Genomic DNA, 15,776 nt, shown 5'->3' with positions numbered 1-15,776 from the left:
AACTCAATAAAATGAACCAATATGAATAAATTAGTTATGTATGAGTCAATAATGTAAAGTATAGTACTATGTACTGCAAATTTAATTTTATAGTACCAAAACTACCATGCCTGATTCATTTGATACACTTCCACTAAGATAACAACCATAAGATATCAGGAAAGCTAAGCTTTGTAGTCTCAGAAGTTATAAAACCTTTATATTCAAAGAATCTTAAGGTTTCGTAGGTAACTAGATCATAGTATTGAGAGACCCCATCATATAAAATGTCATTTTATGGTTTTTTCTCATGCACCCCATACAGTTTTACTGGGGTTAGTTTACCTTTCATGGTGACTTCTCCTATATCAATAAAGTCATATCGTTCGGGACGTTTCATCAATTGGTAAACATTTTGGCTGATTAAAATATTTTGCTCATAGGTTTTTGTCATGGATTCTATTCGTGCTGCTGTATTCACAACATCGCCGATCACGGTGCTTTCCAAACGATTAGTCTCCCCAACAATACCCAGCATCAATTCCCCTGCGTTGATTCCTATACCTACATGCACCTCTTGAGAGGAAAAAAGCCATGAGTTGCTTTTATTTAATGCGGTAAGTTTTTTTAAAATTGCTACTGCTGAATTCACAGCGTCATCGGCACAGGTCTCTCCCGGAAAGAGAGCCATGATCGCATCTCCCACAAATTTATCAATAAACCCTTGATGTTCAGCAATTATTGGAGACAACTGCTTAAGCACGGAGTTTACAAAATCAAAATTTCCTTGGGGAGTTAAACTTTCCGATAGGGTTGTAAAATTTCGTATGTCCAAAAATAACACAGCAATAGTATGCTTTAAGTTATCTCCAAGCGTTACTTCAAGAATATTTTTTTTGTTTAATAATTCAAGAAACTCATGGGGAACGAATCGTTCAAAAGAATTGGTTATCCGTTCCTGCTTTCTAAATAATAGGTAAATTAAGGTTGAAATTAATAATAAACCCGCCATAGAGACAATAAACAGCAGCGTTTGATTTTTAAGTGCTGCTTTTTGTATACGTTGATGCATATCTCTTGATAACTCGGTACGTAATAACCCCATTGGTTTAAAATCAAAGTCCTTAAGTAGGCTATACACCGCTAAGCGCTGATTGTTAATTGGCTCAACATAAGAACTACCATTCTCAATCATTTCTGCCAGCTTTTCCTTTCTCTCCGAAGTTGTTTCCAGGATAGTGGGTGCTATCACAGAAATCGCATAATCTAATTTATGTCCTATTTTCTTGATGAATTCGGGCGTTAGTGTTTTTCCAAAAATAATAAATCCATTGGGATCATTATTTTCATTAGAATCAACGGTATAGTTAATAACATAGTAACTGGGGTATGGTTGCGAAGGTAGTTGTAAAAAACCGGAGATGCCCACTGCATTTCCACCTGAGTTATTGTATTTCTCTTTATATTTAATCAGTGATAACGCGTTTTTTTTGAAATAATCCAATACGCTTGGATCAATTGGATAAAATTTATTTGTAAGTAAATTATATCCCTTAGACCACATGACATTACCATCGAGTGATAGCAAAATCACTTCGTTAATATTCTTATCTTTAAAAAAGTCCTCAGCAAAATTAGAGCCGATGTACTCATCGTTAGGTTTTTGTATGTAGTTATAGGTATCATCCCAATAAGCCATGTCAGCAGTCAGCACATCCATATACTGCGAATCTGAAATAACCGTACGCGCAATTCTTTTGCTTGCTTCTATCGCATCACTGTATTCAAGTTGCTCAAAATCAGTAACAATGAGTTTTTTCGTAATGAAAAAGCTTCCCCCAAACAGAACAAGCCAAATAGATAGAACAGCAATTACATACTTAGTTCTTGGATTCACAATATTAATCCTTTAATTTATATCCTAAATTAGTACGTTTTTGCATTTATTTAGAAATGATTAAGGTGTAAAACCAGTGTAAATTTAGGGCCTGTTTTTAACTATTATAGACGATTGATTTGAGTTTAAAGATTAAGCGCAAGAGCGAGCAAAAAGATGAATCATAATATTAAGATTAAATCTGCAACGATCGGCGACGTTCCTTTAATTTTGCAATTTATAAAAGAATTAGCGGAATATGAGAAATTAAGCCATGAGGTTGTCGCTACTGAAGAACAATTAAAAGAAACTCTATTTGGTGAGCGTTCCCCTGCTGAGGTAATTCTAGGATATTTAGATGACCGACCGGTCAGTTTTGCTTTATTTTTCCATAATTATTCCACATTTTTAGGCCGCGCTGGTATTTATTTGGAAGATCTATTTGTGAGGCCAGAAGCTCGTGGTCAAGGAGTTGGAAAAACTATGTTGGCTTATTTAGCTCAATTAGCAAAAGATCGAAATTGTGGACGGTTAGAATGGTCCGTACTTGATTGGAATGAAACGGCTATTAACTTTTATAAAAGCCTTGGAGCTAAAGCCATGGACGAGTGGACTGTCTATCGAGTAACTGGTGATGCTTTAAATTTATTGTCATTGCACGCCATTTTCGTTTAAGCAATCCCAGGAATTTTCAGATATTACTTTTTTCTCTAATTCCCAAATGGAGAATATGCCACGGTTTCAAGAGAACTGCGTAGAAGCAACTGTTGCCATGGGTGCTACATTAAATTAATGGCAGTGTGGAATCGGGGAAGGCTTTAACCATATTTCTAGCTACCTCACAAAAATAACGATCACGTTCTGGTACAAACGTATCGGTTGCAAAGGGAGTAAAGTGTATGGTGCCTCGGCATAATTTTTGTATAGGACAGTCGGCACAATAAAGGTTAACGTTTTTGACAAAATTGTTTTTCATCGTTTCAATTAAAGGCTGATTTAGTTTGATTTGTTCCTCATTAAAATTACCGATAATTATTTTTTCCGCCCCTTTTGCCTTGGAGGTAGCGTACGTGATGGTCATCGCCACAAAGCCATCAGGTAGCCAAACAAAGGGAATTTCCATTTTTTGTTGTAACCCGTTACGGAAGTAGGACTCGCCTTGTATTTCTAGATTTACGCCGAGCTCACGTGAGAGGTCATAGGCTTTTTGCATTGATTCCACGTAAGCCTGTGCATTTGCTTGTGATACCGCATTTATTTTATTATCTCCAAAATCGCAAGTGGGCGCGCACATAAGCTTATTTATTTTTAAGGACGCGCAGGTTTGCACTAATTCAGGGATGTAGGCTACGTTTTCTTTATGAATGGTAGCGCGAATTTTCACTGATTCATTTACATCGGTTAGCCGTTTGATCGTATTGACTACTTCATCATTCACTACGGTTTTAGAGTTTTTACGAAATCTTAAATTCCCATAAGCCCCATCATAAGAAATCTGAAAATCAATATTCTTAGACAATAGGCTATTAAATACATGTTGATTAAAAATTGAATTGGTCATTAAGTACTGCTGGCAATCTACATCCTCATCAATAAAGAAATTCACGGCAGCAAGAAGAGCATTTTGATTAACGGTAGGCTCACCACCAAAATAAACAATCTGAAATTTTTGCTGAGCACCTAAACCGCGGGCATTTAAGTGGGCTTTAATGATATCAAGAGTCAATTCCGCAGGCATGTGCTCATTATTTTTATGCACGTAATTAAAACAATATTTGCAGTGAATATTGCATAAATTAGTCAGTGTCAGCCAAATATAATTATTTTGGCTGAGATCGCCGAAAGAAAATGGAAGCTCTGTAGTGTTCATGGTAACACCTTACGGAGGTAATTTCCGTGATAATTTAATAGCGGATAGAGAATAATCGGCTCCTCTTTAGAGTTTACATCACGGCATTGATTATAAATATTGTAGTTATATGCCAAGCTCTTCTGAGACTCGAAGGGAACATTAATCATAAGATGGTCAATGTTGATATGAAAATGTTTAGGAAGTGACTTACTGTAATCCAGCGATTCATCAAAAGAATAGCTGGTACCATGTCCCACAAAGGATTCAAGTACATCCATGAATAAATAAGCAATACTTTCCTTCTGGCCTGCGATTAAGCAAGGCTCGTTTTGATGATTTGCTAAGAGTTGCACGCCTCGTGTTTGCAGATCATAATCAGTTCCATTTTCTTGTTCCCTAAAAAGCCCCGCGTGACAGCGGTCATTAATTATTTTAGGTTCCAGATTAAACCTACCATTAAAAAATTTTTCTAGTTGAGTATAGAGCCACCAGCGTTTATAAAGACAAAAGTTCATGGATGCAAAAAGCCATTGCTTGTATTCTTGTGCTTGTTCACAGCCGTTTTTTAATCCACAAAAACCTTGATTAATTTCTTCTTCGCTGGCTAGCTTATTGAAAAAGCTATAGTCGGCTATGTCAAAGAACCAACGATCAAAAATAATCTTAGGAAAACATTCGCTACCCGTATGAATCCATGCTAATAAATCCACCTCTTCAGCTGAATCCTCCCAAGGATGATGCATCAGCCTTAATTCTAAAGTATTGGTAATTTGTTTGATGTCTTCAACCAAATCTTCTATAGGGAGATCTATATAAAGCTTATCGAGGTCAAGAGGAAAAACCTTATTTAAAAAACGATCATTATTTAAGGAGAGGTGGCTAACTCCTTGCTTAATTGCCTCAATTAAATTTTCTTGTTCAGAAAATGGCGCTTTTTCTAGACTAAGGCAAAAATCGAATAACGCGCGCCCTAACTTGGGAATTTCTTTTTTCTTCACTTGGTTTATTTGAAATACTAAGAATCCACAGCCTGGGTCACGTAATACAAATGGCATCAGAATGCTGTCTTGGGATTCACTTTTGATTAGAATCCCATTAGGCATTTTATTGATTTTCATCATGGCTTCAGGAAACAAATGAACCTGATGAGTATCGCCTAAAAAACGGACAATTTTACCCATGCATTCCTGAACCGCCGTGCTATAAAAATATTCTTGCAAGCCCACACTTGAATGAATATTGAGCTGCTTTTTCATTTATTGTAATGAAGGCGTATTGGGTTGCTCTTTGAGCTCGAGCACTTGATCAAGGAGCTTGCCTGTTGCACTTCTAAATGAAAAGCCTTTATCGTACTTGGGATTATCCTCCATAACTGTTTTAAGTGAGTTAGAATCGTGCCCTGGTTCTTCGTTTAGGACAGATAAGGCTTCATTTAATACAGCCCGTTTTTGCGCGCGTGTGCCGCCAGGAGCCCCTTTCCCTTCCAATGTGCGTAGTTGAGCTTGAATATCTATAATTAGCTGCTCTTCAGGCGTGCGCTTCATTTGTTGATAAACTTGTTTGTAATTAGAGCTGTAATCTGTGGGTGGGTCATCTTGAATATGGGAGGTCATAATAGTTCCCTTTTAAAAGTCCATTTGTTTTAATTTTAGGTCAAAAATGGAACACTTGCAAAAACTAAACCGACTGATTCGGAGATACACAACTCCTGGGTTTTAACATCTCAAGAAACCAATTGATTAGTCTAAGAAACTCCATTTGTAAGCTCATGATGCAAGCGTTAAATTTATTTTAGCTATAGAATCTTGCGCCAATTCTTCATGAAACAACTCATTATCAAACTGTTTTATGACTAAAACTCTAGAATCCAATATACCCTTATCTTCAAATGATTCTATATCGCTAAAAACATGCTGTACTCACCATTGAGGTGGCGAATATTAGTACATTATTTAAGGTAAGTAGCCAATATACTCTCTCGATCGTGTTTTTCCCTTGGGAGCCAAGCTTAATTTAGAATAGAGGTCTATATTTAAATTAAAGAATTAACTTTTTAAGAGGCTTTCATGGATGAAAAAATATTAGATTCGCTTCTCAGCGAAAAAGATCGCATTGAAGGTGCTATTTCTGATGAGCTGGTTGAAAAGGATATACGAGAAATACAAAGAGAAGCGTTAGAATTATTAAATAAAATTGTTCATCAGTTAAAAAAAGAAGAGTCAACCAACGATCTTTCTTGGGAGAAAAATAATTTATTTTATTCAATTTCTCTTCTTAATCATAACATTAGATTTTATCCTACACTATTAGGGCTTAGAGCGTCTTTAACTTGGATGGATAAAGCGCTGAGTAAGAAAGGAGAACTTAGCTCTAGTGAAAAGAAAGAAATGGAACAGGTTAATATTGATTTATTAGCGGATCACATCAATACGTTAATTCATATTGTTGATGGAGAGTAATTTGATTAACTCCATAAGGCCGCAATCTAGCGACCCCATGCTTTCCGATAACTTAAAACTATTTAAACTAGCTTCTTGGAATGGACTTATATTCTCATATTCTGCTTAAGAGGAGCCAGCCCGGTAATTTCATCGACTCTTTTTTGGATATCAGTAGGCTGAAAAATTTAATATCGCGACATAGTATTATTGGGCTTCATTTCACTTCACAAACACTCTTGGCCCAAGCAAGTGAAGGGCTATTCGCATTATATAAACATAACGCGCTTACCACTGAAAAATAAGTTAATCCTCCATTGCCCTATGGCCCGACATGCTCATCATTATCACCAAAACCAATAATTAAATACATCTGGAGCATTGGCAAAAAATGCCAGGCATCGGCCGACCTACCTCGCTAATTTTATGTGTAGAAGACTCTTTCTTCTCTAATTGCTGTATATTAAATTAGTTTGGGTTATTCTATGTCTTAAACACGTGTATTCAGTTTATAAATTATTGCCCATGGGGCGTTTGAAATTAGCTACTGGCTTACAGCATAACCACTATAAAGAGTATGTCTAAATGACGTTTATGACAAAGTATTTTTATACCTTAGGTAGTCTTTTATTTACTGGATATCTCTTAGTAATTTCAAGAAGTTTATTTAATCCGTTATTGGCAGCATTTATTATTGCTTTGGCATTAAGGCCGTTTGCCACAAAATTGGAATATATTAAAATCCCCCGCTTGGGAAGCACCCTTATTTCAGTGATGTTATTTCTCTTGGTGTTTTTAGGCCTAGCCATTTTTTTCTCATCGCAAATAAGAAATATTGATTTTGAAATGCAATCTTTTGGCGGAGCATTTACTGGCTTAGCTGGAAAAATACAAAATTGGTTAGTCGAACTGTTAGGAATTGGTTTGGAACAGCAAGTTGCTTTACTGAAAGACGCACTTAATGCCCTTTTAAAAAATAGTGTATCGTTTATGAATAGCACATTACAAACAACGACCAATTTTATAACTTCGTTTGTTATTTTTATTATTTCACTATTTTTTATCCTGTACTATCGGGCATTTCTTGTTTCCTTTTTATATAAAACAATTAAATCGCTGCATCATGCAAAATTAACCAAAACTCTAAACATGATTCAAGAGGTGGTAAGCAGCTACGTATTAGGAGTGCTCTTTGTTATTTTAATTGTCGCAACCCTTAATATATTAGGTCTTTTTGCTTTAGGCATTCCAAATGCTATTTTTTTTGGAGTAATGGCAGCGGTACTTACTTTAATACCCTACATTGGGATTTTATTAGGCGCACTTCTGCCAATGTTTTTTGCGCTTTTTACAAAAGATTCTTTCTGGTACCCCATCGGAGTGCTTCTTGTTTTTATGCTGGTGCAATTTTTTGAAGGCAATTTTCTCACCCCAAACATTGTTGGAAGACAAGTAAGTATCAATCCTTTTGCCGCAATTTTAGGCCTTATTGTAGGTGGGATGTTGTTGGGTTTCACGGGAATAATGTTTGCTTTACCTGTACTCGCTATTATTAAAGTAGTTTGCGATAACATCTCAGGGCTTAAACAAATGGGATATCTTATTGGCAATCCACCACCATAAATTATTCTCTATTAAAAAAATTAACTGCTCTACATGTTGTAGCCTAGCGTAAGTCCGACCTAGCGCCATGTGATTTTTTTGTCTTTCCCTATACTTAGGTTGTTTTTTATCCTATCAAACATGTTTCTTATGTTAAAATGCCCTTTTTTTTACATCAGAAGAGCAATATGCCCAACTCATTCGTTTCTAATCATGATATGTTCTCGGCATAGTTCGGAAACAGGTGTCCCATTTTCAGCTTGTTTTAGAATTGAGTGGCTCTGACTGTCTGTAAATTTTGATCTTTTCATAAGAATCTCCTGCGCTTAGATTACGAGAAAATTCTACTTTTGGCAGCAATTATTTTTCGGGGGGATTACCGTATAAAGTGCCTTATTTTTTGATTTTCACCATAAACTGCTGTAGCACTGACAGTAGCTGTTTAAATGCCCCGATACTCCGTCGTGCTTCATCCCGCTCTCAATAAATAGAGAAACAAATCCAATCAATTTGAATATTTACCGCCCTGAATTATACTTTATTTATCCATGGAGAATAATATTGAATCATTTCCTGGGGATGATGTATGAGCAAAAATCAACATATCTCGTCTGAGACACAAATAAAATTGCACTTTGAACATATGGGAAAAGGCAGTGAAAAAAAATCGTTAGTTTTCCAAGTACAGAATGTAAGAATGGACTTTATTCAACATTGTATTAATCAAGGTCCAAAACTGAAATCACCTGAAACTGAGTTAAATAATTATTTAAACCGAGTAGCTAATACGCCTACACAAACGTCTGCAAATCCTCCTTCTGTAGGGGATTTAAATCGTCAAAAATTATCCGCGCTTTTTGCACATCTCTCTGCCTTTAATTATCAAATGGAAGGATTGGTCATAGAGCCTGTTGCAGTGGCTGATTTAATAAAAAAAATGCAAGAAATAAATCGGATGAGTGATGAGGAGGCCGCCACATATTTAGATAAACTGGTAGGTGAAAAAATTCCTGGCCAGCAGGACATGCCAATGGATGAGTTTTTGTCTCATGTTGGAACGATGTATCAAGAACGAGGCGTCAATTTTCATTGCTATTTGCGGGAAAACTTTTTTCAACCCCTTAAACCTCAGGCTGTGAAAGAAGCAGGACCAGCCCTGAATTATTTTATGCCGGATGTATTTCATCAGCAACATATTAATACGTGTGAACTGTCGACTGTCATGACTGTTTTAAAAAAAATAGCGACTAATTTTGATCAAATGCAGGCATGGTGTATTGCTAATAATGAAGTGGTTCCTGAGGCAGTCCTCGAGTCTCGGAAAAAAATTAAAGGCCTTGAGCAGGAGTTTGAGCAATTTCTAAAAGATCCTGATGCCTTTAAAGAAAAGGATATAAAGAAACTTACTCATGAATATCGCAAAGAACTTGAAAAAATCCAAGTACATATGGAACAAGCTTTTGGTAAGGAGATGAGCCCCGACATTGTTCCCTATGTTAAAAAGCACGCGAATCACACCTTAGCTACCATTCACCATTTCATCACCGCGCGCGTTATGCCTGAGGGATTTGATGTCGATGATTATAATTTGAAACAGGCTTTAAAAGCACAGCAAACACCCTTTCAGGCTAAAGTGTTAGAGGGACATTTAAAGGTTGTTGTCGAAAAGGATATTGTGAAAAATTTACATAAAGACAATGAGAATGTTGAAGAGAAAAAAGATTTTTTAGACAACATAAAACAAATGTTTTTGTATGGAAAATCACGTGCATTTACAGAGTTTGTTGTTTGTGGTCATGCTCTTTTAATGGATATTTGTAATAATGGTATTTTAAAAGTCATCGAACATCGTAATGCTAAAGATGAGTCAATAATTTTATCTAAGAATGGGTTAAGCGATATTGGTATCCAAAGCCCCTCCGGCAATAGTCCGAGTGCGCTCAAAGAAACGGTCGATAGCATCGAGCAGAAACTCAAGGTTTTATATATGGAGCGAGATAACATCGTTAAAATTAAAACAGGAGTTCCAAGTGATTCAGCCATGTTTGAAGAAATGAGCACCCTACTCGCAAAAAAAGATAATGAAATACGAGATCTTCTAGAAGTAGAGAAAAATGTTAAAGAGAAATATGGTTTAGAAAAACACGTTAGTCCTGAATCCTCATTCAAAAACCATCGGGAAGCATTTAAACAAATGAAAGAAGAACATCAGGTGAAACAACCGAAAAAAGAAGTAGAATTAGACCCAGTGGAGTTGACTGCACCACCGAGCCTTAGCTAGTAGTACACCCGCGACGTGTTCTCAGAATTCAGAGTTCACTATCTATGCATAGATAAACTGGCTCACACGGACAAGTCGCGTGAGGTAGGATAAAATTCAACACAGCGGTTTGTTGCTGATAAAGCGATTAAATAAGTCAAATAACCTTGCTGGTTGATCTATTGGAGCAAGATGTCCTGCATTTCGAATTTTAACTTGAGTTAAGCCACCTGCGCTTTTAACATATCCTGCGACTTTACCATCGGTATGCCAGATGCAAGAGGTTGCATGCGCAAATTTATTTTTGAATGGCCATTTAAGTGCGGGTAACCATAATTCCGTACTCATGAAATTTGAGTCCTTTCCATCCTCAAGGCCATTATAAATCAATACAGGAATACCTGCGGCAAGGATTTTAGGGTATAAATCGGCAGAACCCCAAGGGTAATTCAAGAGCACTGTAATTATGGAGATTAAACTAGGAAAGTTCAAATACGCAAATAATTAGCAAATATTGTGCAAAGCACAAAAATTATACATATACTTATAGGTGTCTTTTTATACTTTATGAGTTGTATATGAACATAAATGAGATAGAAACGTACTTCCCAGGAAAATCCTATTCCACTTCCGAATTAGAAAAATTACTCTCTCAGCAAGATGATAAGCTTTCAGAGGCAATGGTAAAACTCGGAGGCAAACATTTTGTCGATGAAATTAAATCAACTGACCATTTTTTTGAAAATTTGGGGGTAAACTACAGAAATATTTTATGTAATCCAGAAGCTCCAATGGACTGGTGGATGGAACATTCCGGAACGGACATTATTGCCTTACAAGGAGCCATTGCCTATGAGAAATTGATGATTAACCAAGAACCTTTACGCGAAATGGATCGACTCATCTTGGTTGCTAATGTAACCGATACCCCCGCCCCACATATTGGCTATACAGTAATTAGTCATCTACAAAAAAGACACGAACAGTTTGTATGCCCTTCCGTAATCGCCCTTATAGGAGAAGGATGCTCCGGCTTTATCTCCGGCCTACGCGAGGCAGAGCTTTATCTCAACAAATATCCTCAAGCACGTGTCGTGGTATTGACGGTAGAAATGATGGCAACTCCACTGTTAAACCCATGGTTGCAAGATGAATTAATTGCCTATAGCAAAACAGTACCAGCCGAACAAATGGCCAGTGCATCGTGTAAACTACTTGGATTAGCAATACAACGCTATCTTTTTGGGGAGGGTTGTGCTGCAGCTCTATGCTCCAATGAGCCCAAAGGCTTAAATTTTCATCATTTTCATAAATGGTCTAATTTAGATCCCGATGACATACATCTTTTAGAGATCATAGGCACCCATACCAAAGTTCCTCCCCATTTACCACCCTTTGGTTTTTTCTATCAACAACCGCACAAGCTGGTGACAAGACTCTACCAGAAGTATCTACCAAAAGTATCTACCGTTCTCTCTCAAATAACCTTAAGTGATTACAATATGGCAATTCATACTGGCTCAAGTAAAATATTAGATAATATTAAACAAACTCTGGATCTTACCGAGTCTCAAGTCTCGCCCTCGCGCTCTGTTTTAAACAACTATGGGAATATGAACGCAACTACGGGAGCTACCATACTTGCTAATCTCCTGGCAACTTCTCCATATAAACCTACGCTGGCCTTATTTTTTGGTCTAGGCTTCGCATTACAGCTAGCCTATTGATATCAATCAAGAAAATAGCCTGAGACTACAAGGAAATATTGCAAGGGCCCATGGGCTGGGCCCATACAGGCTCTGATATGAAACGAAACCTTGTCGCCTCATGCTCGCTTCATATGGATATAGGAGTAAAAATTGAAGTGGAAAAAATAAACATTAAAACCGACGCAACAATTTTTTTCATAAATTACTCCATTAATGATGTTGGAGCATAAGTTTATAATATCTTGCACTCATGTAAATTATCAAAAAGAGGGCTCCGTTGCATTTAACTCGGCACAGACATGCGCGACAGGTTTTCCTGCAAAACGATCGGCAATCCAGGAGATATATAGAGGTTCCGCACTTGCCGGAGTAGTAAAGTGATTTTGATTTCCAGGAAGCCGTACTCTTATTACTTGGCCCCCTATTTTACACATTTGCTTAAAATAAAGTTCGCCCATAATTGGCGGTATGGTTGTATCATTTGTTCCCCAATAAATAATCACTGGAGCAAGTGGGGTAACGGGATTAACACTACCTTTAATGTTCGCGTCTACCCAGGCAAGAGCATTCTTGATATCCGAACGTAAAAAGCTCTTGTATTGATCCCCGTAATTAAAATTTAATGTGTCAGAGGCTGCGTGCATGCATTTTCTTGCCATTAATTTATTTACGACATCTACTCCTTCATCAGTTAGAATATCACTCAATTTTAGCTCAGGAAATGCAGCAACCATTCCCCAAAGATTTTGCGCATAATGAGTGAAATTAAAAACATTAGCACTAAATAAATTACTGATATTTTTTAACTGTTCTGAAGCCTCCTGTTCTGATTTAACCTGAGTGGGAAAAGTTGCAGCCATATCGTAGGGTGCCATAGCAACAAAACCGAGAATTTTTATTTTATCATTTACAGAATCTTTATGATCAAGATAGCCTTGCATGCCAGCAACAGCAAGAGTTGCGCCACCACCTTGAGACCATCCGTAAACTATAGCCCGAGTATCTGCTTGTGCTTCCTGCAATTGGGTGACTGCCCTAATCGAGTTAATAACATCATGCGCTTGGGTTGCGGCAACAGTATATTGATGCTTACCTCCTCCACCTAAGCCTTGATAATCCGTTGCAACGATCACATATCCCGCTTTGATGAATGCATTCATTGCCGGCAAACCAAAATCTGTCCAAGAGGTTCCATTCATTAAGAAGTATTGATTCAACGGTTGTGCTGGATCAAGTACTTGAGATGGACCACAATTTTGAGCGGTTCCTGTTGTGCCATGAGCCCATGCCATAATCGGGCGTTTGTAAGAATCGGATTTAGATAAAGGAGCGACTACAATACCCGTAACTATAGTTTTATTTCCATTCACGTCGGATGAAAGATAAGCTATTTTCCAGGCTTGGGCTCCAGAAACAGTAGTAGCTATCGATTCATATTTGATCAAGAAACCTAACTTTCCTGCAACTGGGGCCTTTGGTAAAGCACTATAAAATTCACCCATGCTTACAGGACCAAAATCAGGGGAAGCATTAACAAATCCTGACCATAAAAAGAAAAGGCAGAACACTAATTTTCTGGATTGCTGCAATTTAATACCCTTTAAATATACAAGTTTATCTAGAATTATGAGAGTAGCATGTAGAGAATAAGAAAGTCACTAAACTCTATAATTCAGACCAATCCCAGGTTCATTTAGTGCTACACTCAATGTAACTTGATTGAAGGAGAAGCAAAAATGGATTTGCAACTAAAAGGAAAAACGGCGTTGGTTACTGGGTCTACTGCAGGTATTGGTTTAGCAATTGCCTCATTTTTAGCTCAGGAAGGAGCCTCTGTAATTATTAATGGACGCTCAGAAGCGCGCGTTCAACAGGCCATAAAAACAATAAAAGAACACACAAAAAACGCAGATTTGATTGCGGCTCCAGCTGATTTGAGCAATAAAAAAGATGTAGACAACCTTCTTCGGCAAATACCTACTGTAGATATTCTGATCAATAACGTAGGTATTTATGAAACAAAACCCTTTACAGAAATTACCGATGAAGAATGGCAGCATCTATTTGATGTGAACGTAATGAGTGGGATTCGTCTAAGCAGACACTATATTAAACCCATGTTACAAAATAACTGGGGAAGAATTCTTTTTATCTCAAGTGAATCTGGTTTACAAATTCCAGGGGATATGGTGCATTATGGAATGACTAAAACCGCACAGCTAGCTGTTGCACGCGGTATTGCTGAAACTACAGCTGGAACCAATGTTACTGTAAACTCGGTGCTACCAGGGCCAACCAGTAGTGAAGGAGTTAGTGAGTTCGTGGCCAATATGGGAAAACAGCAAAATAAATCAGCAACGCAAATTGAACAAGAGTTCTTTGCTCAGGTAAGACCAACCTCCTTAATCAAACGTTTCGCCACCGCTGAGGAAGTAGCAAATATGGTTGTATTCTTATGCAGCCCGCTGTCATCAGCAACGAATGGCGCATCAATTCGAGTTGATGGTGGCATAGTTCGTTCAATTGCCTAAATTTCTCAATATATCCATCGATTGCTTAGCTCCGTGAGTATTGTCGGCCTATGGCCCGTCGTTTCCAAGATTGAATAAACTTAAATACATCATGTCGGGACATATGCCCCACATAAAATTCTCGCCTTGTCTAATCACCGTTATTCCTGGTTTTAAGCACTCCTGTTATGGTGTAATTTGCCATACTCATTTAGAATTAGCATTTAAGACTGAAGACGGAGTTTTAAATGGAAAAGCAGGTATCAAAGAAAACACAACACGTTGTGATTATTGGATCAGGTTTTGGCGGGTTAAATGCCGCAAAAATATTGGCAAATCAACCTGGAATTTCCGTCACCATTATTGATAAAACAAACCATCACCTATTCCAACCATTATTATATCAAGTAGCCACTGCGGCCTTATCTCCCGGAGATATTGCAGCCCCTATTCGCGAAATATTCCGATATAGTAAAAACGTCAAAACCTTAATGGCTACTGTGAACGCAATAAACAAAAACGATAAAGTTGTAACTCTTGATGATAACCAAAATATTTCCTATGACTACCTAATCGTTGCCCCCGGCTCACGTCATTCCTATTTTGGTCAAAATCAGTGGGAAAAATCTGCTCCTGGATTAAAGACATTAAAAGATGCTCTTCGTGTTCGCGAAATGATATTAACTTCATTCGAGTTAGCGGAGAATGCCACCGATTCATTACTCATTGAAAGCCTATTAACGTTCGTTGTTATTGGTGCCGGCCCAACAGGAATAGAAATGGCTGGTGCAATAGCTGAAATTGCGCATCAAAGTTTACAAAGTAATTTTCGCTCAATTGATCCGAGTAAAACCAAAGTTTATCTCATTGAAGGTGGTAATCAGGTTCTCAATAGTTACCCGCAAAAATTAGCAACCTATGCGCAACACACTCTTGAAAAAAAGAGAGTAACGGTTCTGTTAAATACACGCGTCACGGAGATTACTGATGAAGGCGTAGCTTTTGACGATCAGTTTATTCCGGCGCGCAACATCATTTGGGCCGCTGGCAATGAGGCATCCTCTCTATTAAAAACTCTTGATGTGCCTTGCGATAAATCAGGCCGAATTATTGTTCAATCCGATTTAAGCCTGTCAACGAATCCTGAAGTGTTTGTAATTGGCGATGCTGCCTGCTTTCAAGAAAATAATCAGCCATTACCCGCTATTGCACCAGTAGCATTGCAACAAGGCCAATTTGTCGGAAATTTAATTAGAAAACAACTGCCGGTGAATAAAAGACCTACTTTTCATTACAAAGACAGGGGCATGATGGCAAACATTGGCAGATTCAATGCGCTTGTATTATCCGGCCCTTTACAATCCAGCGGTTTTTTTGCATGGCTCGCTTGGTGTTTTGTGCACATTTATTTTTTAATCGGCTTCAGAACTAAAATATTGGTCTTTATCGATTGGGTATTCTATTTTTTTAAAGGGCAAAGAAACGTACGCTTAATAGTTAGACCTGCGAAAATAAGAAGAAAAGAGAAGAATTCCCACACTTAAATCAGG

13 protein-coding genes and 1 pseudogene are annotated in these 15,776 nt (G+C 37.6%); 7 read left to right on the top strand and 7 right to left on the bottom strand.

All coding sequences use genetic code 11. The features are described from left to right. Positions 1–274: 274 nt before the first annotated feature. Positions 275–1,876, bottom strand: a complete 1,602-nt coding sequence (locus tag J2N86_RS14580; protein WP_252582721.1) for an adenylate/guanylate cyclase domain-containing protein — start codon at positions 1,874–1,876, stop codon at positions 275–277. A gap of 156 nt (positions 1,877–2,032) precedes the next feature. Here J2N86_RS14580 and J2N86_RS14575 point away from each other — a divergent pair, with 156 nt between their 5' ends. Next, positions 2,033–2,530 carry a GNAT family N-acetyltransferase gene (locus tag J2N86_RS14575; RefSeq protein ID WP_252582720.1) on the top strand — a complete coding sequence of 166 codons (498 nt, stop codon included), beginning with the start codon at positions 2,033–2,035 and terminating at the stop codon, positions 2,528–2,530. A gap of 109 nt (positions 2,531–2,639) precedes the next feature. On the opposite strand, the gene J2N86_RS14570 is transcribed toward J2N86_RS14575, so the two are convergent. The 3 genes from J2N86_RS14570 to J2N86_RS14560 all read right to left on the bottom strand — a co-directional run bounded on the left by J2N86_RS14570 (position 2,640) and on the right by J2N86_RS14560 (position 5,320). Next, positions 2,640–3,725, bottom strand: coding sequence for a radical SAM protein (locus J2N86_RS14570; RefSeq protein ID WP_252582719.1), 1,086 nt, complete (start codon positions 3,723–3,725; stop codon positions 2,640–2,642). Then, positions 3,722–4,888, bottom strand: coding sequence for an ATP-binding protein (locus J2N86_RS14565; protein ID WP_252582718.1), 1,167 nt, complete (start codon positions 4,886–4,888; stop codon positions 3,722–3,724). Before J2N86_RS14565 ends, J2N86_RS14570 begins: the two co-directional genes overlap by 4 nt. Positions 4,889–4,963: 75 nt before the next feature. Beyond that, positions 4,964–5,320: a hypothetical protein gene (locus tag J2N86_RS14560; RefSeq protein ID WP_252582717.1), complete on the bottom strand. Its 357-nt coding sequence runs from the start codon at positions 5,318–5,320 to the stop codon at positions 4,964–4,966. 453 nt (positions 5,321–5,773) lie between these two features. Between J2N86_RS14560 and J2N86_RS14555 the strand changes: the two genes are divergently transcribed. After that, positions 5,774–6,166, top strand: a complete 393-nt coding sequence (locus J2N86_RS14555; protein ID WP_252582716.1) for a hypothetical protein — start codon at positions 5,774–5,776, stop codon at positions 6,164–6,166. A gap of 573 nt (positions 6,167–6,739) precedes the next feature. Then, positions 6,740–7,768 carry an AI-2E family transporter gene (locus J2N86_RS14550; protein ID WP_252582715.1) on the top strand — a complete coding sequence of 343 codons (1,029 nt, stop codon included), beginning with the start codon at positions 6,740–6,742 and terminating at the stop codon, positions 7,766–7,768. A gap of 197 nt (positions 7,769–7,965) precedes the next feature. On the opposite strand, the pseudogene J2N86_RS14545 reads toward J2N86_RS14550, so the two are convergent. Beyond that, positions 7,966–8,058, bottom strand: a pseudogene (locus J2N86_RS14545) (transposase); the annotation flags it as partial. Between the two features lie 275 nt (positions 8,059–8,333). Here J2N86_RS14545 and J2N86_RS14540 point away from each other — a divergent pair. Beyond that, on the top strand, positions 8,334–10,028 hold the full coding sequence (locus J2N86_RS14540) for a hypothetical protein (protein WP_252582714.1): 1,695 nt from the start codon (positions 8,334–8,336) through the stop codon (positions 10,026–10,028). A gap of 96 nt (positions 10,029–10,124) precedes the next feature. Here J2N86_RS14540 and J2N86_RS14535 read toward each other — a convergent pair whose 3' ends face one another. After that, entirely contained in the window at positions 10,125–10,466 is a 342-nt protein-coding gene (locus tag J2N86_RS14535) for a S10 family peptidase (protein WP_252582747.1), read from the bottom strand. A gap of 119 nt (positions 10,467–10,585) precedes the next feature. Here J2N86_RS14535 and J2N86_RS14530 point away from each other — a divergent pair, with 119 nt between their 5' ends. Next, a complete protein-coding gene (locus tag J2N86_RS14530) occupies positions 10,586–11,734 on the top strand; it encodes a beta-ketoacyl-[acyl-carrier-protein] synthase family protein (protein ID WP_252582713.1) in 1,149 nt (382 codons plus the stop codon). Positions 11,735–11,976: 242 nt separating this feature from the next. Here J2N86_RS14530 and J2N86_RS14525 read toward each other — a convergent pair whose 3' ends face one another. Beyond that, positions 11,977–13,305 carry an alpha/beta fold hydrolase gene (locus tag J2N86_RS14525; protein WP_252582712.1) on the bottom strand — a complete coding sequence of 443 codons (1,329 nt, stop codon included), beginning with the start codon at positions 13,303–13,305 and terminating at the stop codon, positions 11,977–11,979. Between the two features lie 147 nt (positions 13,306–13,452). Between J2N86_RS14525 and J2N86_RS14520 the strand changes: the two genes are divergently transcribed. Both J2N86_RS14520 and J2N86_RS14515 read left to right on the top strand, forming a co-directional pair. Next, positions 13,453–14,247: an SDR family NAD(P)-dependent oxidoreductase gene (locus tag J2N86_RS14520; protein ID WP_252582711.1), complete on the top strand. Its 795-nt coding sequence runs from the start codon at positions 13,453–13,455 to the stop codon at positions 14,245–14,247. 227 nt (positions 14,248–14,474) lie between these two features. Then, positions 14,475–15,770, top strand: a complete 1,296-nt coding sequence (locus J2N86_RS14515) for an NAD(P)/FAD-dependent oxidoreductase (protein ID WP_252582710.1) — start codon at positions 14,475–14,477, stop codon at positions 15,768–15,770. Positions 15,771–15,776: the final 6 nt, after the last annotated feature.

This window comes from Legionella lytica (genome assembly GCF_023921225.1).
GTDB classification, from domain to species: Bacteria; Pseudomonadota; Gammaproteobacteria; order Legionellales; family Legionellaceae; genus Legionella; species Legionella lytica.
Note: the sequence above shows the minus strand (reverse complement) of the source record. Positions and strands in the feature narration are given on the sequence as shown.